The organism is Enterobacter cloacae complex sp. ECL414 (assembly GCF_021869685.1).
Lineage (GTDB): Bacteria > Pseudomonadota > Gammaproteobacteria > Enterobacterales > Enterobacteriaceae > Enterobacter > Enterobacter kobei.
Genome location: NZ_CP091481.1, coordinates 802,668 through 824,070, shown reverse-complemented (window position 1 = coordinate 824,070; position 21,403 = coordinate 802,668). Strand labels below are relative to the sequence as shown.

Here is a 21,403-nt window from a genome sequence, read left to right as displayed (position 1 = left end):
AGAGGGCCGGGGTGAGGGCATCAGGCCGCACCTGACTACCGACTCTGCTTTCTCAACAGATAAATAAAATACGGCGCGCCGATAAAGGTCGACAGCAGTCCCGCCGGGATCTGGTAAGGGAACAGCACCATCCTTCCACACCAGTCCGCAAATACCAGAATGACTCCGCCCGTCAGGGCTGACATCACAATGTGCGGCATTGTCCGGCGGAACCCCATCATTCTGGCGATATGCGGTGCCATCAACCCGACGAAGCTCAGCGGTCCAATAGTCATGGTTGCCGTTGCCGTGAGGCACGCTGCCAGCAGGAGAAGTGCGACACGCGTAGGCGTCAGCGCCATGCCCACAGCCCGCGCCGTTTCGCCGCCGAGCGGCAGAATGGTCATCCAGCGACGACACAGCGGCACAATCGCCAGCAGCACAATCATTACGATCCCGGAATGCACAACCTGGCTGGCGGTCGCGTTGTAGGTTGAGCCAGAAATCCAGGTCAGGATCTTCGCCATTCGCGGATCGCCACTCGCCTGCAGCATCATCAACAGCATCGTAAAGGCCGTGCTGAGCGCCATCCCGGCCAGCAACATCCGGTGCGGGGAAAATCCGCCGCGGCCAGAGGCAATCAGAATAATCATCAGCGTCACCGCCGCACCGATACTCCCGGCAGGCATCAACCAGCCAAACGCGTTCCCTGGCACCAGGAACAGCATCAGCACCACGCCAAAGGCGGCACCGGAGCTGATCCCCAGCACTTCCGGGCTCGCCATCGGGTTACCGGTCAGACGCTGAATAATACAGCCCGCAACCGCCAGCATCACACCGGCAATAAGCGCGGAGAGGATCCGCGGCCAGCGCCATTGCAGTAATTCGTTGAGTAGATCACCCGTTGCCCAGTGCCAGCCTGCGGCATCGCGCCCAAACGCGAGTGCGGCAAACGAGGCGAGAAGCAAGACTCCCAGACCGGCAAGGCTAAACCACAGTACCGACTGACGTTCCGCGTAGACCTTATCGCCCGCGTCCATCGCAGGCGCGCTGATGCTGCGCAAACGCGGGAGCAACCACAGCAGCAGCGGCGCACCGATAAGCGCCGTTGCTGACCCGGTAGACACTTCCATCCAGACGCGGGCCAGCCAGAGAATGATCTGATCGGAAAGCCAGAGGATCAGCGCCCCGATCAACGGTGCGAGCAGCAGACGCGCCAGCAGCCGACGCGCCCCGAGCATTTTTGCCAGCAGCGGCGCAAAGAGACCGATAAAGCCGATAATGCCCACTGCGTTAACCAGCAGAGCGCTCAGCACAATCGCCAGCGTGAGCGCCGCCAGGCGTGCCAGCGACAGTGCCAGCCCCAGGTTGCGCGCCACGCCATCATCCAGCCCCATGAGCGTCAGCGGACGCAGGAGCAGCAGCGTCAGCACGACCCCGCCCGCCAGCTGCGGCCACAGACGCTGCACAATGCTCCAGTCGGTCTGGGTGAGCGTGCCGGTGCTCCAAAGGAACATACTTTGCAGCTGATCGTGATGGAACAGCACCAGCAGCTGGTTAATCGCACCGCAATAGAGGCTGACAACCAGCCCGGCAAGAATCAGCGTTACCGGAGAAAGGCGTTTTCCCCAGGCCACACCAAAGACCAGCGCCCCTACGACACACGCCCCCGCGAGGGCCGCAAACTGCGAGGTTAACGCGCCGGGCAATGCCCACAGCGTGGTGATCGTGATCCCAAGCTGCGCCCCGGTAGCGACGCCCAACGTGGTTGGCTCCGCCAGCGGGTTACGTAATACCTGCTGGAATAAGACGCCTACCAGGCCTAAACCGGCCCCGACCAAAAGGGAGATCGCCAGACGCGGCAGCAGGCTGTAGTGGAACAGCATCTGCTGAATATTGTCGATATCCGGCGAGACCAGCGCGGCTCCCCACTGCGCACGCGGTAACGCCGTCGAGAGATTGAACCCGGTGAATGACAGTGCAGCCAGAAAAAGCACGGACAGCAGTAGAACCGGGAAACGCGCGATACGGGTACTCATGCTTTACCTCCAAGCGCGTTATCCAGTACGCGGGCAAAATGCATGGCCGATAGCGTCGCGCCGTAGAACCACACAGCGGGCGCACGCTGGAAGCGCTTCTCGCGCACAAACGGCATCGCCTGCCAGAGCGGCGTCGCCATCAGCGTTTGCATTTCGCGCTCGTTGCCGTGGTCGAAGCACAGCACATCCACATCACGAAACGCCGCCAGACGATCGATACCGACGGCGGTACTGCCCCAGAAGGTCATCTCCCCTTCCCACGCATTGCGAATGCCAAAGCTGTCCAGCACCTCCTGGAACAGACAGTTTTTACCGAATACCAGCATATGGCGGGCATCCAGCAGCGTCACCATCAGCAGCGGGCGATCGCCCCGCCCGGCAAAGCGCGGCTTCAGGGCGTCAATCAGGGCATCGAATTCATCGAGATGCTTTTTGGCTTCCGTTTCACGGTTGAGGAAATGCGCCATCTCGTTGATCGAGTTTTTCGCCACGGTCAGAGGTTTTTTACCGTCGCTAAAGGAAAAACCGCGCCCTGGCGCAATACGTGCCATGGTCTCTTCTGACGGGCCATAGCCCGCAGACCAGAACAGGAATGACGGTTTCATTTGGGCAAGCAGTTCGAGGTTTGGCTCCGTACGCAGGCCGATGTCAATCACCGAGTCCGGCAGCTTCGGCTCGTTCACCCAGAGGTTATAGTTAGGGATGTCCGCCACGCCATAGGGCGTGACGCCCAGCGCCATCATTAGCTCTACCGGCAGCCACTCCAGCGCCACAATGCGGTGAGGATCGACTGCGGCAGCACGCGCCGTCGTCATGTTAAACAGCAGGGGTGAGAGCGCCATTGCCGTCAACAGGCGACGACGGCTGATAAATGTGTTGTCCAGCATCAGTACACGAAGCTCACCGGTGCAGCCCCAGCCGGGTGAGGCAAGATACCCATTGGAATACCGTAAATGTGTTCCAGCGTTTCGCTGCGCATCAACTCTGACGGTGTTCCCTGCGCAATCATTTCGCCGCCGCGTAGCGCGACAAGATAATCGCAGTAGCGCGCCGCCATGTTGATATCGTGCAGGACCGCAATCACCGTCAGGCCACGCTGCTGGCTTAACCGGTGTACCAGCGCCAGCACATCGACCTGATGGGCAATATCCAGCGCAGAGGTAGGTTCATCCAGTAGCAGGCAACGGCTGTCCTGAGCCACCAGCATTGCAATCCACGCCCGCTGACGCTCACCGCCAGACAGGCTATCCACCAGACGGTGCGCCAGCGGTTTTAGCCCAACCAGCGCAATCGCCTCTTCCACTTTCTCCCGGTCAGCCACGCCGAAGCGCCCAAGCGCCCCGTGCCACGGATAACGCCCAATCGCCACCAGCTCACGCACCGTCATCCCTTCCGCCTGCGGCAACTGTTGCGGCAGATAGGCCACTTTGCGCGCAAAGGCTTTGCTGCTCCAGCTCTCCAGTTGCTGTCCGTCCAGCAGGATATCCCCTTCAGACGGCGGCTGATGGCGTCCCAGCATCTTAAGGAGCGTGGATTTACCGGAACCGTTGTGACCAATCAGGCCCGTCACTTTACCGGCCGGGAACGTCAGAGAGAGCGGATGGAGCAACGTGCGTCCGGGTACGCGAAAGGAGAGATGATTGAGCGTGAAGGTGGTGTCGGTTTGCGTTTGATTATCCTGCATATCAGCCAACTTAAATAAAAAGGGCACGGCGAACCGTGCCCAAAGAGAGATTAGAAGCGGAAGGTCGCGGTGGCGACAACCTGACGTCCTGCTCCCCAGTAACATGCATATTCGCTGTAGCAACTGGAGACGTATTCGCGGTCGAAGATGTTGTTTACGTTGACACCGACAGAAGAGCCCGGCAGCCCAAAGCGAGCCAGGTCGTACTTCACGGTCGCATCCGCCAGCGCATAGCCCGCGACGTTGAACGACTGGTAGGCTTTTGGCGACGAGGCAGAGTAGTAAGAAACGGTATTACCGATGTATCGGGTTCCCGCCCCTACCGTCAGACCGCTCAACGCCGTCTCGTGGAAGGTGTAATCTGCCCACAGAGACGCCATATTACGCGGCACTTCCGCCGGACGGCGGCCTTCATACCAGGTATCGTGCGTGTATTCTGCATCAGTAAAGCTATAGGATGCCGTCACATTAACGTTTGCCGTTACTGCCGCTTTCGCTTCCAGTTCGAACCCGCGGGAACGAATTTCACCGCCCTGTACGCTAAAGCCGCTGGTCGGGTTCGCCGGATCGGCCGTCAGGTTGTTGTTTTTAGTCAGCTGGTATACCGCTGCAGTCACAACCACTGGCAGATCTTTCGGTACATACTTCACGCCCGCTTCATACTGTTTGCCACGAGCCGGATCGAACGGTTTACCGCCCTGGGTTGCACCGGAAATAGGCTCGAAGGATTCGCTGTAGCTGAAGTACGGCGTAATACCGTTATCAAACAGGTAGTTGATCCCGCCGCGCCAGGTGAACGCCCGATCGTTGATTTCAGCTGTCGTGTCAGAGGAACGCGTCAACGTGGACGTTTTGGCGAAATCATAGCGTCCGCCAAGGGTCATGACCCACTTATCCCATTCAGCCTGATCTTGCGCGTACAGGCCCGTTTGTTCCTGACGATTGAGCACGGCATACGGGAAGTTCACGTTGATATTGGCATTGTTATGCTGCGGATTACTCATGCTGATAGGGTCAGCGGTGCCGTAATCAGCATCGATATCGTTACGCATGCGCAAGTAATCGACACCCGTTAACAGGGTATGATCCACTGCACCGGTCGCAAATTTGGATTGCAGCTGGGTATCAACTGTAAAAGAATTCAGGTTTTCATCAGAACGTACATAGGCGCGGCTGATTTTCCTCGGCGCGATGTAGCCGTTGCCGTAAACAGAACGGTAGAGGGTATTAACTTTGGTATAGCGCAGGTTTTGACGTACGGTAAAGGTATCGTCAAACTCATGTGAGAAGCTGTAGCCCACCATCTTCTGGCGACGGGAGATCTTGTTGTCTTCGTCACCTTCATTGAAGTCTGTCGGCAGCTTGTGCGCATTGCCATTGGCATCATAGTACGGCACAACGGTGCCTTCCCGCGGCAGCCAGCCGTAATAGCCTGCATCCGGATCGCTCTGGAAATTACTCAGGAAGGTGAAATCCGTTTTATCGTCAGGACGCCAGCTGAAAGCGGGTGCAATGGCGTATCGGGTGGACTTAACCATTTCCTGCTGTGCATTTTCGCTGCGCCCCAGACCGGTGAGGCGGTATGACCACACGCCGTCATCATCAATCGCATCGCTAAAATCAAACCCGGTTTGCCACAGGTTATCGGTACCCATTTTGAACTGGATTTCTTTCAGTGGCTCGGTCGTTGGGCGCTTGCTGACCATGCTGACCACGCCGCCCGGGTGGCTTTTACCGTACAGAACGGATGTTGGGCCACGCAGCAGTTCGACACGCTCAAGGAAATAGGGATCCATTGACGCTTCAGAATAGTTATCACCCTGTAGCTTCATCCCGTCCAGGTACTGGTTAGTATTCACGGTAGTGGAAGTGGTGAAACCACGGATAGAAACTACATCATATGTTGTTGATGCACCGCGAGTAGCAAAAACGCTCGGCGTATAGGCCAGCGCTTGCTTCACCGTCCCCGGCTGCTTCATGTCCATCTCTTCACGAGTGACTACGGAAATAGACTGCGGGGTTTTCTCAATTGGCGTATCGGTCTTGGTCGCCGTGGCGGTGCGCTTGGCCGCAATCGTGGGTGCCGGTCCCCAGGCACTTTCCTGTGCCGCAGGCGCTGCGGTTACCGTAATGGTTTCTTCTTTTTTCGGGGTTTCGGCAGCATGTGCATAAGCCGACATGCCGGCAACCGCTGTGGCTACGACGACCGCGACTTTTCGCAGCGACGTGTTGATTGGCTGAGCAGTATTGGAAAGCGCCATGTTGTATCTCTGATGGAAAGGTTAATGATAACGTAAACGAGAATTATTATTATGAGCGCAAGAATAATAGGCGAAACGCCGGTTGCATAGCAAGCAATAAGCGGCCCTACGAGAATTGAGGGATTAAGAATTAACCAGATGAAAACAGGGGGTTAATGATGTTAGCGAAAGGATCGCCAAAACCCGCCGGAGCGGGCGGGAAGCATTAGCGGTAAAACAGCTCGAACGTGGCGACCGCCTCGACTTTTCCGGGTTTGACCTCCCCCGTTTTTACGTAGCGGGCCTTCAGGGGGATCTCTGCGGGCACCTTGTCCTGCGTAGCGGATATCGCAGTATAGGTCTGGTCAAACTGAAGGACGGTATCGTTGCTGTCGAGAATTTGAATCCCCAACCCTTGTGCGGCAGCATCACCGGATGCAATGCCCAAAATCGAGCCGTTGGTCACCCCCGTCGACCCCGTGCGGGTGAACTGATAGTCAATCTTTGTTCCCGCCGCGCAGTCGTTTATTGCAATCTTAAAACCACCGTCAGTCAGTATCTCTGAGTATTGCCCGTCAAAATCCTGAGAATTGACCGTTTTGAGAGGAACAAAAATGTTACGGTCAACCAGATTACAGGTATTGGTCGTAATATGGACGCTGGTGGGCGAAAAACGCATTTCACCGACCACGACACCGCCGAGCGTATCCTGCGAGGTCAGGCGCGAGGTATCCAGCATCCCGTCCTGGACCTGGCCGATGACCACCAGTTGAGCGGCGGCCCGAAAGACGTGGGTGCCATCAGACCCGCCATGTTTGTAGCCATAATACTGCCAGGGACGAATGAGGTCCTCCTCTATATAGTCGGGCAACCGTTCGCTTGACGCCGCCGCACGGATGCCAATCCCCGGCACGTTGGTTTTATAGACTCCCGGCAGAACGTCCTCACGCGCGTCGGCATCCGTCAGGGTCAAATAGCCGCGCCGGATTTGCGCGTCAGCTCCGCCACAGTGCACCGTAATTTCATTGGATTCGACGGCATTGTCATAAATTACGGTCCCCACAGGGGTATCGGGATCGAGCATAAAGACCGCTGGAAGCTGAAAGGTAACAATGCCGCCAGATCCATCCCCGCCGCTGAAAGTACATTGAGCAAATGCCGGATGTACCCGCGCGGCGGCGACCAGCAGTACGGCAGAGATAACGGTTCTCACCAGAATAGTCACGCGCATTTTCTCTCCAGCCTCATTGGCAATTGACCGCGGTATTAATGATTCCCTCGCCATTGTCATCGGGTAAATCGATGACGCCATGACACTGTTCGTCGCCCGCCTCTCCCCACTGCGCGCTGAACGATGTGTGTCCGTTAAGCCCTGAGAGGTAGACCTCGCCATCATCCCCGACAATCGCGGTGGTGTTATCAAGCGCCACGATGGAACCAAACGGCACTGGTTTACCCTGATGACGCAGAGTGACCAGCGCGCGACGCCCAACGCGGGCCTCGAAGTTCGCCAGTATCGCCGCGCCTTTTGTCGGCACGAGATCTAACGTTGCCCCGTCAATATCAATATCGCTGCGTTCCTGCGTGTTTACCGTGAGGGTGTTGTGTCGGTAAGCGGTAAGCGACGGCACGATGGCATTACCAAACGCATCGGTATAAATGCCGCGGCCGCTCTGAACGTTGACATCCTCTCCGTCGTTGATGTGTACAATCGCGAAAGCGTCCCGCACGGGCTGCCCCAGCGTAACGCCCTGACCGTGAGCCACGATGGATCCCTGAGCGTTATAGTTCCACTGGCGGTTATCCCCGCCGTAGCTGTACCCCATGCCAACTTCGCCGGACGAGCCGCGATAGCGCCCGGATACGCTGCCGCCATAGCCCGTATCTTTGTTGGCGTAGGTCTGCTGGAGGTTATAGCTCAGCTTGTTATCCTCAAGCGCGGTCCCCCCGATCCCCACCTGGTGCGAGACATACCCGCCGCTTGCGGTATTTACGCTGTAGTTTGCCCACGCGTTAGAGAGCCAGTGCGATAACGGGATATTGACGTTCAGCGCCAGTTGCCGATCGGAATCGGCATCTGGCGTGCGGGTCAGGTTGTAGCTTATCGACCAGGTAATATCCCGCCAGCTGGAGCTCAGCCCGGCGCTGACGCTGCGCTCGTGGCCGTCCATATCCCAGTAATCCTGCTGATAGCCGTTAAGATACGCCGAGCCCCAGTCAGAAAGCCGCTGGGAAAGGTTTACCTGCATGCGGCTTCGGCGGTTGTTGGTTCTGCGATAGGTATAAATGCCGTCATCAATCTCGCTGTCGCGCTGATCGATAGCCTCCTGAAAGGTATAAAACCCGGAGGTGGAATAGCGGTAGCTGGCAAGCGTGACGGTGGTATCTGTGTCAGGAATATCTTTTGAATACTGCGCTCGCCATGAGAGTCCATTTGCGTCATCACGTCCGTCATCAAAGGCGGTTCTCGCGGTGGTGATATCCACCGAGGCTGAGCCCAGATGACCCAAATCCGCGCCAACCCCCAGCAATAGTGCATGATACATCGACGCACCCTGAGCGCCGGTGTAGGCCGTCACGCCATACGGCAGGCCATAAATAGCCGTACCTTGCACAAAGGTGGGCTCATCTTCCCCTTCATTGCCGCGATAACGCCCGGCCGCCAGCGAATACTTAAACCCGCCCTCACGCTGGAGGACCGGCACCGACGCGCTGGCCTGTATGAAGCTATGCTCAGAGCCATCCGCCTCTTCAACGGTGACTTCCAGATCCGCGCCGGAGGCGACCTGGCTTAAATCACGGATCTCAAATGGCCCCGGCGAGACGTTGGTTTGATAAAGGGTGTAGCCGTTTTGCTTAATGGTGACTTTTGCATCGCTGTTGGCAATCCCCCGCACGACTGGCGCAAACCCCTGCTGGCTGACCGGTAGCATCGCCGTATCCGTTTCCAGCGTCAGGCCGGTCATCTGCACGCTGTCGAACAGCTCGCTGTTGGTGTACGTCTGGCCCAGTTCAAGCTGGCTTTTCAGCGCTTTGATATCGCGCTGCAGGGTGGTGGCGATGGCTTCCCAGCCCGAAGAGTCACTCCAGGTACTGTTGTTGCGCAGCCGCCACGCGCCCAGATTAAGACCCGATGTCAGGCCAAGCCAGGTTGATGAGGTTTGGCCCGTGCTGTAATGCTGCTGAGAACCGCTGAGCTGATAGCTTGTCCAGGCCGCCGGAGCACCGTCATCCCAGAATTTCGGGTTAATGGCGCCCGCAGCCGCGCGGTTGCGGTAGGCCTGGGGAATGACCAGCGTCAGGGTCTGGTTATCCTGATTGTAATCGTAGCGAGCATGTTCGATAAAATGGGAGATATCCCGAATGCAGGCCGCATCGTCCATATCTTTGAGATCCGGCACCGCGTCGACGTTCACGCCGAATTCACGCAGATCCGCTTTGGTCAGCTCCGGCAGAAGCTGCTGCTTATCGTCAGAAAGCACATAGGTGACCTCGCGTTTATCCACGACGTCCCGATCCCACATGATGGTGGTCAGATAGCGCCCTGCCAGCAAGCCGTTATCATTAATGAAGTTTTTGAGCGTAGCGGTATTTTCCAGCGGCGTATCCAGCTCAAGGATCCGCAGGTTGAATTCGTCATCAGCCCACGCAGGCGGGATCGCGACGAACAGCGCGAGCACGATCCCGGACCATACCTGTTTTTGGCGAGAGGGAGAGGACATAGCATTCCAACACGATCCCGTTAAAGGGCCTGCTTGCGCTGAGGGGTTTGCGCCCCAAAATCATTGATTGCCGTCCAGGTCACCGCACCCGTCGCCCCTTTTGGCAACGCAAAATGCTGCTCGCTAAACGGTGCAACCATCATCGAAATAGCCCCCGGCGTGGTTTCGGTCTCTTTCACCGGTACGCTTTTCCCGCCCACGGCCAGCTCGCCAAAGGAGACGTAAAACGGCGTGGGGTTGTTGGCAATAAGCGTGTCGCCCTGACGACGGAACGTGATTTTTTCATCCGCCACCAGCGCATCGGCCTCTTTTAACTGAGACGGACGCCAGAAAAGCTTCAGCCGCGTTTTCATCGCGAACTGCAGGGTATTTTTCTCTTTCAGCTCAGGCGACAGCGCGGAGACCGATTTCACATTCGCCAGGAACAGCGATTCACGGTCTGATGGCAGGCTTTTTTTATCGCCAGTAAAAATAACGTGTAAAAGGGTTTGACGATTTTCCTGTAGCTTATAGACAGGAGGGGTAATCACGAAGGGCGCTTTTGCATTATTGACATAGCTGACCCAGCTTTGTACCAGATAACGCGTATGGGGATCTTTATTTTTAAGGGCTATTTGTACTTCAGCTTTATTTGATGGATAAATAATACGAGTACCACCCAGAACCACGCTGGCTTGCGCTGACAGACAAGAAATAATTAAACAACCACATAACAATTTAAATAAAGTCTTCATACAACGTTCCAAAAGGCAGCCATAAAGGCTGCCAGTAATGACTTAGCGATAGACAACCTCGAAAGTTGCCGAAGAAGAATAGCGGCCAGCGGTGGGTGCACTATCACCAATCTGAATCACCTTCGCGATATAGCTAAAGACCGACGCAGTTGCCCCCGTCGCATCATTAGCCACATCCGTTCCCGTCGAAGGCAGGGAGCCATCAAATACCACATCGTCTTTCGTGCCGTTTTCATTGCTGACGATGATGCCAACGTTGGTGGCATTACCGGCGCCGCTGAGGTCGTTCTTCAGACGTTTATGCGCGGCATCCGTTGTCGTTCCGCTGAATTTTAGGTTGAGTTTGGCAACCAGCGGGTCACATTTTTTCACTTCAATATTAAACGTTTTGCTGGTGCCCACTGCGCCATCAGTGCCAAAGTCCGACGCATAGGTATCGGGGAACGTGACGGTTGACGAGGTCGTACCGGAGCCATCAACATTAATTTCACAGGTGTCGGCCACCACTTTCCCGGCAAAGTTCACCGTGCCAGAATCGTTTCCGGCAAATGCTGGCAGAGACAGCGCTGCCATTATGCTTGCAGCCAAAAATGAAGAAAGAACATACTTACTCATAATCATATCCTTATATATATCGATGCAGTCATCCATTCCCGCCCCAATACTGTGCGTCAGAATGTTATTTAAGCGCTCATATCACTCATACAGGGGTAATTAACCCAGCCATGTTTCAGGAAAGCCTGTGATTCCTTGAGGCGATTAAATCAGATCATTCTTACCAGTGTCCAGATAGCCTAAAAACCTCCTGCACATAATGGCGCACAAGACTATGTTTTAAATAAAAAATAATGAATCTTAGGAATTCTTAATTTTGAATTAACTTTTTTTAAAGGATTGCGGACTGTAAACAATAAAAAAGGCCGCTTTAAAATAAAGCGGCCTTTTATTCAGGGAATTAATTAATTCCCGCCAAACATGTCCTTAATCCAGCCGGCTACGCCATCGCTGTCTTTCTTCTCATTCTGCTGCTGCGGCTGTTGTTGCTGCGGCTGCTGAGGCTGAGAAGATTGATCGAACGGGTTGCCCGTTGGCTGTTCAGGCTGGCTCTGCTGGCAGAGGGAGTCCGGATTGGTGGTCCAGACCGGCAGGGTACGCATCCCACCGCCGCAAACAAAGTTACCGGAACCGTCCACGCCCATATCGACGATATCTTCCGGCGCAACCAGGTTCAGCGGCACCGGAGACTGATTCGCCAGATAGCGCTGGTAAATCGACATCGCCCCGCTTGCACCGTACAGCTTGGTTGGCTGGTTGTTATCACGGCCTACCCAGGTGATCACCACTTCACGGCCATCAATACCGGCAAACCAGGTATCGACGTTGTTGTTGGTGGTCCCGGTTTTACCTGCCAGATGCAGACCCGGATATTTCGCCCCCAGCTGACGGCCAGTACCGCGCTGCACAACCTGCTGCATGGTCCACAGCGTCATATAGGCCGCCTGCGCAGGCACCGCACGTTCTGCCTGTGGGAAGCTCTGATACAGCACGGATCCATCCTCGGCAATCACCGAGCGCAGGGCCGAAAGCGGCGCACGGTTACCGCCGCTGGCAATGGTCTGGAACGCCTGTGCCACTTCGATCGGCGTCAGGTTAAGTGCCCCCAGAATCATCGCCGGAACCGGATGCAGCTGATCTTTCGACACGCCCAGTTTCTGCCAGGTGTCGACAATCGCAGGCAGGCCCAGCGCCATACCGAGGTTAACCGTGGGGACGTTCATGGAACGGGTCAACGCATCCACCAGCATAACCTGGCCGCTGAACTGTTTATCATCGTTCTGCGGGGACCAGACCTGACCGTTAGGCTGACGCAGTGAGATTGGCGCATCGGCAATCCAGGTGTTCAGACGATACAGATTCGGCTGACTCAGGGCGGTGAGATAGGTCGCCGGTTTTGCCAGAGAACCAATCGAACGACGCGCCTGCATGGCACGGTTATAGCCCGCATACTGCGGCTCGGCACCGCCCACCATCGCGCGTACTTCGCCGGTGTTGCGGTCAACCACCACCATGGCGGTTTCCAGATCGCTCAGCTTGCGCTGTTTCTTCAGTGCCGGAATACCTTCCACCGCGGCTTTTTCTGCTGCATCCTGGGCCACGGAGTCAAAGGTGGTGAAGATCTTCACGCCGGAGAGATCTTTGACCTTATCACCGAGCTTGCTTTGCAGCTCCTGACGCACCATTTGCATAAACGCAGGCTGAGGAGAGATCACCCCACCGCGCGGCTGCACGCCAAGCGGACGCGCGCTCAGCATGTCGTACAGTTCCTGATCGATCACCTGCTGTTGTTGCAGCAGACGCAGGACCAGGTTACGACGCTCCAGCGCCAGTTTCGGGTTACGCCACGGGTTGTAGATGGACGCCCCTTTCACCATGCCCACCAGCAATGCCTGCTGGTCCAGGCTCAGCTCTTCCACCGGGCGGCCAAAGTAGTACAGGCTTGCCAGCGGGAAGCCGCGGATTTCGTTATCGCCGCTCTGACCGAGGTAAACCTCGTTCATGTACAGTTCAAGAATACGATCCTTGCTGTAACGCGCATCCATCAGCACGGCCATGTACGCTTCGTTGGCTTTACGCCAGTAGGAGCGTTCGCTGGAGAGGAACAGGTTCTTCACCAGCTGCTGAGTCAGCGTACTCGCCCCCTGCACGGTACGACCCGCGGTCAGGTTCGCCAGTACCGCACGGCCGATAGAGTAAAGGCTGATGCCGTCGTGCTCGTAGAAGTGACGGTCCTCGGTTGCCAGCAGCGTATCCACCAGCAGATCCGGGAAGCCGTTACGCGCTACAAACAGGCGCTGCTCGCCGTTAGCCGACGAGAGCATGGTGATCAGACGCGGATCGAGACGGAAGAAACCGAACTGACGGTTGTTATCCATGTTCTCGATGGTATCCAGACGATCGCCGTCAAAGGTCAGACGCGCGCGCACCTGCCCCTCTTTGCTGTCCGGGAAGTCGAACGGACGGCGGATCATCTCAATGCTTTTCGCCTGAACGGTAAATTCGCCAGGGCGCGTCATCTTCGACACCTGACGATACTGGGTCGCTTCCAGCAGTTTCACCATCTCGTTCTTACTGATGGACATATCTGGCTCAAGGTTCACCATACGGCCATACACTGCCGCAGGTAACTGCCAGACTTTACCGTCGATACGGCTGCGGATCTTCTGATCCAGATAAACGCCGTAAATCGCCATCAGCACAACAAAAACAATGAACAGCTTCAGCAGCAGCCAGAACCAGCCGCGTTTGCCCCGAGGCTTGCGCCCTTTGCCTTTTCCTTTACGCGGCATCGGTTCTTCATCCTCATAATCGTCTTCATAGTCATCGTCATAGTCCTCATCTCTGAGGCGACGACGGCTTACCTTTTCTTTCGCCGGACGCGTGGGTTTTCCCTTACGTCCTATTGGCTCGCGGTCATTCCCCGCCATGCTTTTTCTCCGCAACGTTCAGGCGCAAAGGCCCGATTCTCATTTCTTCCACTGACCTGTGAAAGAAGAAATCTCTCAAAATTAGTTTTCTCCCTCTCCCCGTGGGAGAGGGCCGGGGTGAGGGCATCAGGCCGCACAATCCAGGCCGCACAATCCATGCCGCACTCCCCTCTTCCCCTGATTCACGAATACTTCTTCGTCCGCCGTGTCGGCGCCGTGTTCGCCGGATCGTCCGGCCAGACGTGTTTGGGATAGCGCCCTTTCATCTCTTTCTGCACGTCCCGGTAACTTCCCGCCCAGAACGCGCCCAGATCGCAGGTGATCTGCAGCGGACGCTGCGCAGGCGACAGCAGCTCAAGCACCAACGGCACACGCCCTTCTGCGATGGACGGTGTGGTGGCTTCACCAAACATCTCCTGCATCCGTACCGCCAGCGCCGGAGGATTATCCTCATGATAACGAATGGCAATCCGGCTCCCGGTGGGCACAGTGTAATGCCCAGGCAGCTCACTATCCAGACGTTGACGTAATGACCAGTCCAGTAAATTCTGTAACGCGGTCTTAACATCAAGTGCCTTGAGCGCACGCAAGGAGTGTACGCCGCTCATTTGCGGCAGTAGCCAGTGCTCAAGCGTAGCCAGCAGCGTCTCATCATCCACCGCTGGCCAGCCGTGTTCCGGCAGCCACTTCGCGGCGCAGTGCAGGCGTATACGATACTGTTCAGCTTCCGGCGTCCAGTTCAGTACGCTCAGCCCTTTTTCCCGGATGCCGTTCAGCATCGCCTGGTGTAACTCTTCTTCTGACGGCTTCGCCAGCGGTTTCGTCCCGAGCGTCAGTTTGCCAATCTGACTGCGGCGAAACGCCTTTAGCGTGCCCTGAGTCTCATCCCATTCCACGATATCGGACTGCTGCAGCAGCTGCGGACAAGCGCGGGTCAGCGCATCAATGTCTACGGCAAACGCCTGTAAAATACGTGCGTCAGGAGAGTGGCTCCCCTGAAGCAAAAGCGGGGCAATCAGCCATTCGTGACGCGTTAACGCATCATCGCTGTCCAGCATCGCCCCCATGCCGTTTGCCAGCTGATAGCGCCCGTCCAGCCCGCGGCGGCGGGCAATTCTGTCCGGGAAGGCTTCTGACAGCAGGGAGGCAATTTTATCGCTGTCAGGTGAACCGCCCCGGCTATTCAGGCGTTTGGCCAGCTGCTGCGCCCGCTGCTGCCAGTTCCCCTGATTACGCGAAAATGCCTGTACCAGATCGCTACTGCCACCGCGCGGCGGCTCCTCAAGGATAGCCGCCAGCCTGGCCGCCGTGGCAATTTCATCGTTCCCTTGCGCGGCCACCAGCATGGCAGCCAGACGCGGATCGTTACCCAGCGCCGCCATTTTCTGCCCGCGCGCCGTCAGACGCTCGCCTTCCAGCGCGCCAAGCTGAGTCAGCAGGCTGCGCGCCGCCGTGAGGTTAACCGCTGGCGGAGGGTTGAGCCATGTGAGCTGGGCAGGGTCAGGACAGCCCCATTGCAGGAGATCCATCACCAGGCCAGACAAATCACTTTGTAAAATTTCTGGCGTGCTTTGCTGTGCGGCACGCTCAGCTTGCTCCGCGCTGATCAAATGCAGACAAATGCCCGGCGCAAGACGCCCGGCACGGCCCGCACGCTGGATCATCGACGCCTGGCTGATGCGCTGCGTGAGCAGCTTAGTCAGCCCGGTGCGCGGGTCAAAACTGGCCACCCTCTCCTGGGCGCTATCCACCACCAGGCGAATGCCTTCGATGGTCAAACTGGTTTCCGCGATATTGGTCGCCAGCACCACTTTGCGCTGCCCCGCCGGGGCGGGAAGGATCGCTTTACGCTGGTCGGCCAGCGACAGCGCGCCATAGAGCGGACACAGAATAATGTCGCTACTCACCCGTGATGCCAGTTGCTCCTGTACGCGCTGGATTTCTCCCACACCGGGTAAAAATAGCAGCAGCGACCCCGGCTCCTGACGAAGCAGTTCAGCCGTGGCGACAGCCACCGCTTCGTCAAAACGCTGATGGGCAGGTAGCGGCTGATAGCGCCGCTCCACCGGGAATGCACGACCTTCGGAGGCAATCACTGGGGCATCAGGCAGCGTCTGCTGCAGCCGCGCGTTATCCAGCGTCGCCGACATAATGAGCAGCCGTAGGTCGTCGCGCAGCCCCTGCTGGACGTCCAGCAACAGCGCCAGGGCCAGATCCGCCTGCAGGCTGCGTTCGTGGAATTCATCCAGAATCACCAGCCCCACGCCGGTCAGTTCCGGATCGTTTTGCAGCATGCGGGTGAGCATGCCCTCGGTAACCACTTCAAGGCGCGTGGACGGGCCAACGCAGGTTTCGGCACGCATCCGATAACCTACCGTTTCGCCCGGTTTTTCGTTCAGCAGTTCCGCCAGACGCTGCGCCACGTTGCGTGCGGCGAGCCTGCGCGGCTCCAGCAGGATGATTTTTCCGGCAATCTTCCCTTCTTTGAGGATCTGTAGCGGCAGCCAGGTGGATTTGCCCGCCCCCGTAGGCGCGTTAAGCAAAACCTGCGGGGCGTGGCGTAAGGCGGCAAGAAGCTCGGGAAGGACGACGGCGACCGGCAATGAGGACACTAACAGCTCCAGAGGGTTAACATTAGTCGGCGTACATTGTAGCATCGGCGCATATCATTACCGAGTCCCCCGTATGTCTGAGTCAAAACGACTGTTTTTTGCCATTGAGCTGCCCGCCCCTGTTCAGCGGCAAATCGTTCGCTGGCGCGCTGAACATTTTCCACCGGAAGCAGGTCGGCCCGTTTCAGCCGCGAACCTGCATCTGACGCTGGCATTCCTGGGCGACGTGAGTGCCGGGAAACAGCGGGCGTTAGCCGCCATGGCCGGGCGGATTTCTCAGCCGCCGTTTACGCTGCACCTCGACGATGCAGGACAATGGCTACGTTCGCGCGTGGTCTGGCTGGGCACGCGCCAGCCACCGCGCGGATTATTGCAGCTGGCAAATATGCTGCGCGCGCAGGCGGCGCGCAGCGGCTGTTATCAGAGCCCGCAGCCATTTCATCCGCATATCACGCTGCTGCGCGATGCCGGTCAGGCCGTTGCCCTCCCGGCCCCGGGTTTTCACTGGGCTTTCCCGGTCAATGCATTCGCGCTTTATGAATCTGTCTTTGCTCAAGGACGCACACGCTATACGCCGCTACAGCGCTGGACGCTGGGCGACACGATGAAGGAATCCTGATGAAGTTTAGCCCTGCACTCCAGCCCGCCACGCTGATCCAACGCTACAAACGCTTCCTCGCCGACGTGGTGACACCTGAGGGGGAAACGCTCACTCTGCACTGCCCCAACACCGGAGCCATGACCGGTTGCGCCACGCCGGGTGACACGGTCTGGTATTCCACTTCAGAAAATACTAAACGCAAATATCCCCATACCTGGGAAATAACTGAGACACAAAGTGGGGCATTTATTTGCGTTAATACCCTGCGCGCCAATCAACTGGTTAAGGAAGCGCTGACCCATGGCACTATTCCCGAACTGGTGGGTTATGGTACGCATAAAAGTGAAGTGAAATATGGCGATGAAAGCAGCAGAATTGACTTCATGTTACAGGCGGAAGACAGGCCGGAGTGCTATATTGAAGTAAAATCAGTGACGTTAGCGGAACAGGAAAATGGCTACTTCCCGGATGCGGTTACGCTACGTGGACAGAAGCACCTGCGGGAGCTAATGAGTGTTGCGGCGGCGGGCAAACGCGCCGTACTGCTGTTTGCGGTACTGCATTCAGCCATTGAACGGTTCTCACCTGCCCGCCATATTGACCCTAAATACGCGCAATTGTTGAATGAGGCACAAAAGCAGGGGGTAGAGGTTTTCGCTTATAAGGCGGAACTTTCTGCCGATAATATGACTCTGAGATCCTCTCTTCCCATTGTCTTATAAGGGATTAGACGATTGATGATTATGTGTTCTGGCCGCGTGCGCAAATACGCTTTTCCTCACAGGCTTGTCAAGTGTTACGTTTAGATAATTGCCATACGGAAAAGCATCTGCTATTTATAGCGACCTGATTTTTCCCCCAACACGGGGATCGATAGTGCGTGTTAAGGAGAAGCAACATGCAAGAAGGGCAAAACCGTAAAACATCGTCCCTGAGTATTCTCGCCATCGCTGGGGTGGAGCCGTATCAAGAGAAACCGGGCGAAGAGTATATGAACGAAGCCCAGCTGTCGCACTTCAAGCGTATTCTTGAAGCATGGCGTAATCAACTCAGGGATGAAGTCGATCGCACCGTTACGCATATGCAGGATGAAGCTGCAAACTTCCCGGATCCGGTAGACCGTGCCGCTCAGGAAGAAGAGTTCAGCCTCGAACTGCGTAACCGTGACCGCGAACGCAAACTGATCAAAAAGATCGAGAAAACGCTGAAAAAAGTCGAAGACGAAGATTTTGGCTACTGCGAATCGTGCGGTGTTGAAATCGGTATTCGTCGCCTGGAAGCGCGTCCAACCGCCGATCTGTGCATCGACTGTAAAACGCTGGCCGAAATCCGCGAAAAACAGATGGCCGGTTAATACCAGCGCTGTTTACCCACTCCAAAGGCGGGAGTCTCTCCCGCCTTGTTAACGTTGATATGTCTGAATCACACTATATCGGGCGCTTCGCGCCATCTCCCTCCGGTGAATTACACTTCGGCTCATTAATTGCCGCGCTCGGCAGCTACCTGCAGGCTCGCGCCAGCCAGGGCAAATGGCTCGTCCGCATAGAAGATATTGACCCGCCGCGTGAAGTTCCCGGTGCTGCAGAGACCATACTGCGTCAGCTGGAACATTACGGCCTGCACTGGGACGGCGAGGTTCTCTGGCAATCAAAACGCCACGAGGCGTATCGGGAGCGTCTGGCCTGGCTCGCTGAGCAAGGGCTTTCCTACAACTGCACCTGCACCCGCGCGCGTATCCAGAGCGTTGGCGGCGTCTATGACGGGCACTGCCGTACGCTCAATCATTCCCCGGAGAACGCCGCCGTGCGCCTGCTGCAACGTGCGCCCGTCACCCGTTTCCACGATCTGCTCTCCGGCGAGATCCGTGCCGATGAACGTCTGGCGCGCGAAGATTTTATTATTCACCGTCGTGATGGTCTGTTTGCTTATAACCTGGCCGTTGTCGTCGACGACCATTTCCAGGGCGTCACGGAAATTGTGCGTGGGGCAGACCTGGTCGAACCTACCGTGCGGCAAATATCGCTGTATCAGCAGTTTGGCTGGACGGTACCGGGTTATCTTCATTTGCCGCTGGCGGTCAATGCGCAGGGCATTAAACTGTCCAAGCAAAACCACGCCCCAGCCCTGCCAGACGGCGATCCGCGTCCTGTTTTGATCGACGCGCTGCGATTTCTCAACCAAAATGTAACCCACGAATGGCAGGATCTGCGTATTGACGAACTGCTGAAAATGGCCATCGCGCAATGGACGCTCACGGCGGTGCCAAAAATCCAGCATTCTCAAATGCGTTGCGCTGAGCTATGATTAGCCGCTTTTTTCATAACAAAACACACTACGAGGTGTACCATTTTTACCCGAGTCGCTAATTTTTGCCGTAAAGTGCTAAGCCGCGAAGAGAGCATGGCGAACGATGCTATTGCACAGCCACACATGTCGGTTATTCCGCGTGAGCAGCACACTATTTCCCGCAAAGATATCAGTGAAAATGCCCTCAAGGTGCTCTATCGTCTGAATAAAGCGGGCTACGAGGCCTATCTCGTTGGCGGTGGGGTGCGTGATTTACTGCTGGGCAAAAAACCAAAAGATTTCGACGTGACGACCAGCGCCACGCCTGAGCAGGTGCGCAAATTATTCCGTAACTGTCGTCTTGTTGGCCGCCGTTTCCGTCTTGCTCACGTCATGTTTGGGCCAGAAATTATCGAAGTGGCGACCTTCCGCGGCCACCACGAAGCGGGCGCATCCGATCGCACGACCTCCCAGCGCGGCCAGAACGGTATGTTGCTGCGTGACAATATTTTCGGTTCTATCGAAGAAGATGCCCAGCGCCGCGACTTCACCATCAACAGTCTCTATTACAGCGTGGCGGATTTCACCGTGCGTGATTACGTGGGCGGTATGCAGGACCTGAAAGAGGGCCTGATCCGCCTGATCGGCACGCCAGAAACGCGTTATCGCGAAGATCCTGTGCGTATGTTGCGTGCCGTGCGTTTCGCCGCCAAGCTCAACATGCGCATCAGCCCGGAGACGGCAGAGCCGATCCCGCGTCTGGCGACGCTGATCAACGACGTGCCGCCTGCCCGTCTGTTTGAAGAAGCGCTGAAGCTATTGCAGGCTGGCTACGGGTTTGAAACCTACAAGCTGCTGCGCGAATACAACCTGTTCCAGCCGCTGTTCCCGACCATTACGCGCTACTTCACCGAAAACGGTGACAGCCCGATGGAGCGCATGATTGCGCAGGTGCTGAAAAATACCGACACCCGCATCCAGAATGACATGCGCGTGAACCCGGCATTCCTGTTTGCGGCGATGTTCTGGTATCCCCTGCTGGAAACCGCGCAAAGAATTACTCAGGAGAGCGGCCTGGCCTATTACGATGCCTTTGCGCTGGCCGCAAACGACGTGCTGGACGAAGGGTGCCGTACGCTGGCGATCCCGAAACGTATTACCACGCTGGTGCGCGACATCTGGCAGCTTCAGCTGCGCATGTCCCGCCGCCAGGGTAAACGCGCCTGGAAACTGATGGAACATCCAAAGTTCCGCGCCGCGTTCGATCTGCTGTCCCTGCGTGCGGAAATTGAACGCAATCAGGAGCTGCAGCGTCTGGCGCAGTGGTGGGCTGAATTCCAGGTTTCCGCTCCGCCGGAACAGAAGGATATGCTGACCGGGCTGGATGAAGAGCCCGCACCGCGTCGCCGTCATCGTCGTCCGCGCAAACGTGCGCCGCGTCGTGAAGGTTCAGCATGACACTCGCCTGTATCGCCATCGGCAGTAACTTAGCCTCTCCGCTGGAGCAGGTTAACGCTGCCGTAAAGGCGCTGGGCGAGATTCCGCAAAGCCGGATCGTCGCCGTCTCGTCGTTTTATCGTACCCCGCCGCTCGGCCCACAGGATCAGCCTGATTACCTGAACGCTGCCGTGGTGCTGGAAACAGCCCTTGATGCAGAAGCGCTGCTGGATAACACCCAGCGCATTGAGCTCCAGCAGGGCCGCGTGCGCAAAGCCGAACGCTGGGGACCGCGCACCCTCGATCTCGACATCATGCTGTTTGGCCAGGAGGTGATTCATACCGATCGCCTCACCGTACCGCATTATGATATGAAAAATCGCGGATTTATGCTCTGGCCGCTCTTTGAAGTCGCCCCCGATATCACCTTCCCGGACGGTACCTCGTTAAAGACCGTTCTGGACAACCTGAACGCGGAAAAACCCGCTCGCTGGTAAACCTCTCCCCCACCGGTTGGCCGCTAAATAATTGTGGTTAATCGGTTGCCTAAAATCATTGTTCCCCGGAATGTTACTGTTAGAATG

At 56.8% G+C, this 21,403-nt stretch carries 16 protein-coding genes; 6 read left to right on the top strand and 10 right to left on the bottom strand.

What is annotated here, in order from left to right; genetic code table 11:
* Nucleotides 1-35: 35 nt before the first annotated feature.
* The 10 genes from fhuB to hrpB form a co-directional block, all read right to left on the bottom strand.
* The gene (gene fhuB, locus L3068_RS03815) at nucleotides 36-2,018 is read right to left on the bottom strand and encodes a Fe(3+)-hydroxamate ABC transporter permease FhuB (protein ID WP_023332122.1); all 1,983 of its coding nucleotides are present in this window, start codon (nucleotides 2,016-2,018) and stop codon (nucleotides 36-38) included.
* Nucleotides 2,015-2,905, bottom strand: a complete 891-nt coding sequence (fhuD, locus tag L3068_RS03810) for a Fe(3+)-hydroxamate ABC transporter substrate-binding protein FhuD (RefSeq protein WP_063861887.1) — start codon at nucleotides 2,903-2,905, stop codon at nucleotides 2,015-2,017. Before fhuD ends, fhuB begins: the two co-directional genes overlap by 4 nt.
* On the bottom strand, nucleotides 2,905-3,702 hold the full coding sequence (gene fhuC, locus L3068_RS03805) for a Fe3+-hydroxamate ABC transporter ATP-binding protein FhuC (RefSeq protein ID WP_032637477.1): 798 nt from the start codon (nucleotides 3,700-3,702) through the stop codon (nucleotides 2,905-2,907). Before fhuC ends, fhuD begins: the two co-directional genes overlap by 1 nt.
* A gap of 50 nt (nucleotides 3,703-3,752) precedes the next feature.
* Nucleotides 3,753-5,963 carry a ferrichrome porin FhuA gene (fhuA, locus tag L3068_RS03800; protein ID WP_063861886.1) on the bottom strand — a complete coding sequence of 737 codons (2,211 nt, stop codon included), beginning with the start codon at nucleotides 5,961-5,963 and terminating at the stop codon, nucleotides 3,753-3,755.
* 205 nt (nucleotides 5,964-6,168) lie between these two features.
* Nucleotides 6,169-7,173 carry a fimbrial protein gene (locus L3068_RS03795; protein WP_014882611.1) on the bottom strand — a complete coding sequence of 335 codons (1,005 nt, stop codon included), beginning with the start codon at nucleotides 7,171-7,173 and terminating at the stop codon, nucleotides 6,169-6,171.
* Between the two features lie 13 nt (nucleotides 7,174-7,186).
* Nucleotides 7,187-9,664: a fimbria/pilus outer membrane usher protein gene (locus tag L3068_RS03790; protein ID WP_063861885.1), complete on the bottom strand. Its 2,478-nt coding sequence runs from the start codon at nucleotides 9,662-9,664 to the stop codon at nucleotides 7,187-7,189.
* 20 nt (nucleotides 9,665-9,684) lie between these two features.
* On the bottom strand, nucleotides 9,685-10,398 hold the full coding sequence (locus tag L3068_RS03785; protein WP_023332118.1) for a fimbrial biogenesis chaperone: 714 nt from the start codon (nucleotides 10,396-10,398) through the stop codon (nucleotides 9,685-9,687).
* Between the two features lie 42 nt (nucleotides 10,399-10,440).
* Nucleotides 10,441-11,013 (bottom strand): fimbrial protein, encoded by a 573-nt coding sequence (locus L3068_RS03780; protein WP_108444023.1) that lies wholly within the window; start codon nucleotides 11,011-11,013, stop codon nucleotides 10,441-10,443.
* Between the two features lie 344 nt (nucleotides 11,014-11,357).
* Nucleotides 11,358-13,883, bottom strand: coding sequence for a bifunctional glycosyl transferase/transpeptidase (mrcB, locus tag L3068_RS03775; RefSeq protein WP_014882607.1), 2,526 nt, complete (start codon nucleotides 13,881-13,883; stop codon nucleotides 11,358-11,360).
* Nucleotides 13,884-14,065: 182 nt separating this feature from the next.
* Complete coding sequence (gene hrpB, locus L3068_RS03770) at nucleotides 14,066-16,495, bottom strand: ATP-dependent helicase HrpB (RefSeq protein WP_117580927.1); 2,430 nt, start codon at nucleotides 16,493-16,495, stop codon at nucleotides 14,066-14,068.
* Nucleotides 16,496-16,568: 73 nt separating this feature from the next.
* On the opposite strand from hrpB, the gene thpR reads away from it, so the two are divergent.
* The 6 genes from thpR to folK all read left to right on the top strand — a co-directional run bounded on the left by thpR (nucleotide 16,569) and on the right by folK (nucleotide 21,316).
* Complete coding sequence (thpR, locus tag L3068_RS03765; RefSeq protein WP_032637482.1) at nucleotides 16,569-17,114, top strand: RNA 2',3'-cyclic phosphodiesterase; 546 nt, start codon at nucleotides 16,569-16,571, stop codon at nucleotides 17,112-17,114.
* Nucleotides 17,114-17,818, top strand: coding sequence for a DNA/RNA nuclease SfsA (sfsA, locus tag L3068_RS03760; protein WP_014882604.1), 705 nt, complete (start codon nucleotides 17,114-17,116; stop codon nucleotides 17,816-17,818). Before thpR ends, sfsA begins: the two co-directional genes overlap by 1 nt.
* A gap of 176 nt (nucleotides 17,819-17,994) precedes the next feature.
* Nucleotides 17,995-18,450, top strand: coding sequence for an RNA polymerase-binding protein DksA (gene dksA, locus L3068_RS03755; protein ID WP_001155232.1), 456 nt, complete (start codon nucleotides 17,995-17,997; stop codon nucleotides 18,448-18,450).
* Between the two features lie 59 nt (nucleotides 18,451-18,509).
* Nucleotides 18,510-19,400 (top strand): tRNA glutamyl-Q(34) synthetase GluQRS, encoded by an 891-nt coding sequence (gene gluQRS, locus L3068_RS03750; RefSeq protein ID WP_047026705.1) that lies wholly within the window; start codon nucleotides 18,510-18,512, stop codon nucleotides 19,398-19,400.
* Nucleotides 19,401-19,442: 42 nt separating this feature from the next.
* Nucleotides 19,443-20,840 carry a polynucleotide adenylyltransferase PcnB gene (gene pcnB, locus L3068_RS03745; protein WP_072093610.1) on the top strand — a complete coding sequence of 466 codons (1,398 nt, stop codon included), beginning with the start codon at nucleotides 19,443-19,445 and terminating at the stop codon, nucleotides 20,838-20,840.
* On the top strand, nucleotides 20,837-21,316 hold the full coding sequence (gene folK, locus L3068_RS03740) for a 2-amino-4-hydroxy-6-hydroxymethyldihydropteridine diphosphokinase (protein ID WP_014882601.1): 480 nt from the start codon (nucleotides 20,837-20,839) through the stop codon (nucleotides 21,314-21,316). The genes pcnB and folK overlap by 4 nt, the downstream gene beginning before the upstream one ends.
* Nucleotides 21,317-21,403 lie beyond the last annotated feature (87 nt).

Bases quoted from the DNA above. Each gene is read 5' to 3' on its own strand.
- fhuB (WP_023332122.1), bottom strand. From the start codon at position 2,018: ATGAGTACCCGTATCGCGCGTTTCCCGGTTCTACTGCTGTCCGTGCTT.
- fhuD (WP_063861887.1), bottom strand. From the start codon at position 2,905: ATGCTGGACAACACATTTATCAGCCGTCGTCGCCTGTTGACGGCAATG.
- fhuC (WP_032637477.1), bottom strand. From the start codon at position 3,702: ATGCAGGATAATCAAACGCAAACCGACACCACCTTCACGCTCAATCAT.
- fhuA (WP_063861886.1), bottom strand. From the start codon at position 5,963: ATGGCGCTTTCCAATACTGCTCAGCCAATCAACACGTCGCTGCGAAAA.
- L3068_RS03795 (WP_014882611.1), bottom strand. From the start codon at position 7,173: ATGCGCGTGACTATTCTGGTGAGAACCGTTATCTCTGCCGTACTGCTG.
- L3068_RS03790 (WP_063861885.1), bottom strand. From the start codon at position 9,664: ATGTCCTCTCCCTCTCGCCAAAAACAGGTATGGTCCGGGATCGTGCTC.
- L3068_RS03785 (WP_023332118.1), bottom strand. From the start codon at position 10,398: ATGAAGACTTTATTTAAATTGTTATGTGGTTGTTTAATTATTTCTTGT.
- L3068_RS03780 (WP_108444023.1), bottom strand. From the start codon at position 11,013: ATGAGTAAGTATGTTCTTTCTTCATTTTTGGCTGCAAGCATAATGGCA.
- mrcB (WP_014882607.1), bottom strand. From the start codon at position 13,883: ATGGCGGGGAATGACCGCGAGCCAATAGGACGTAAGGGAAAACCCACG.
- thpR (WP_032637482.1), top strand. From the start codon at position 16,569: ATGTCTGAGTCAAAACGACTGTTTTTTGCCATTGAGCTGCCCGCCCCT.
- sfsA (WP_014882604.1), top strand. From the start codon at position 17,114: ATGAAGTTTAGCCCTGCACTCCAGCCCGCCACGCTGATCCAACGCTAC.
- dksA (WP_001155232.1), top strand. From the start codon at position 17,995: ATGCAAGAAGGGCAAAACCGTAAAACATCGTCCCTGAGTATTCTCGCC.
- gluQRS (WP_047026705.1), top strand. From the start codon at position 18,510: ATGTCTGAATCACACTATATCGGGCGCTTCGCGCCATCTCCCTCCGGT.
- folK (WP_014882601.1), top strand. From the start codon at position 20,837: ATGACACTCGCCTGTATCGCCATCGGCAGTAACTTAGCCTCTCCGCTG.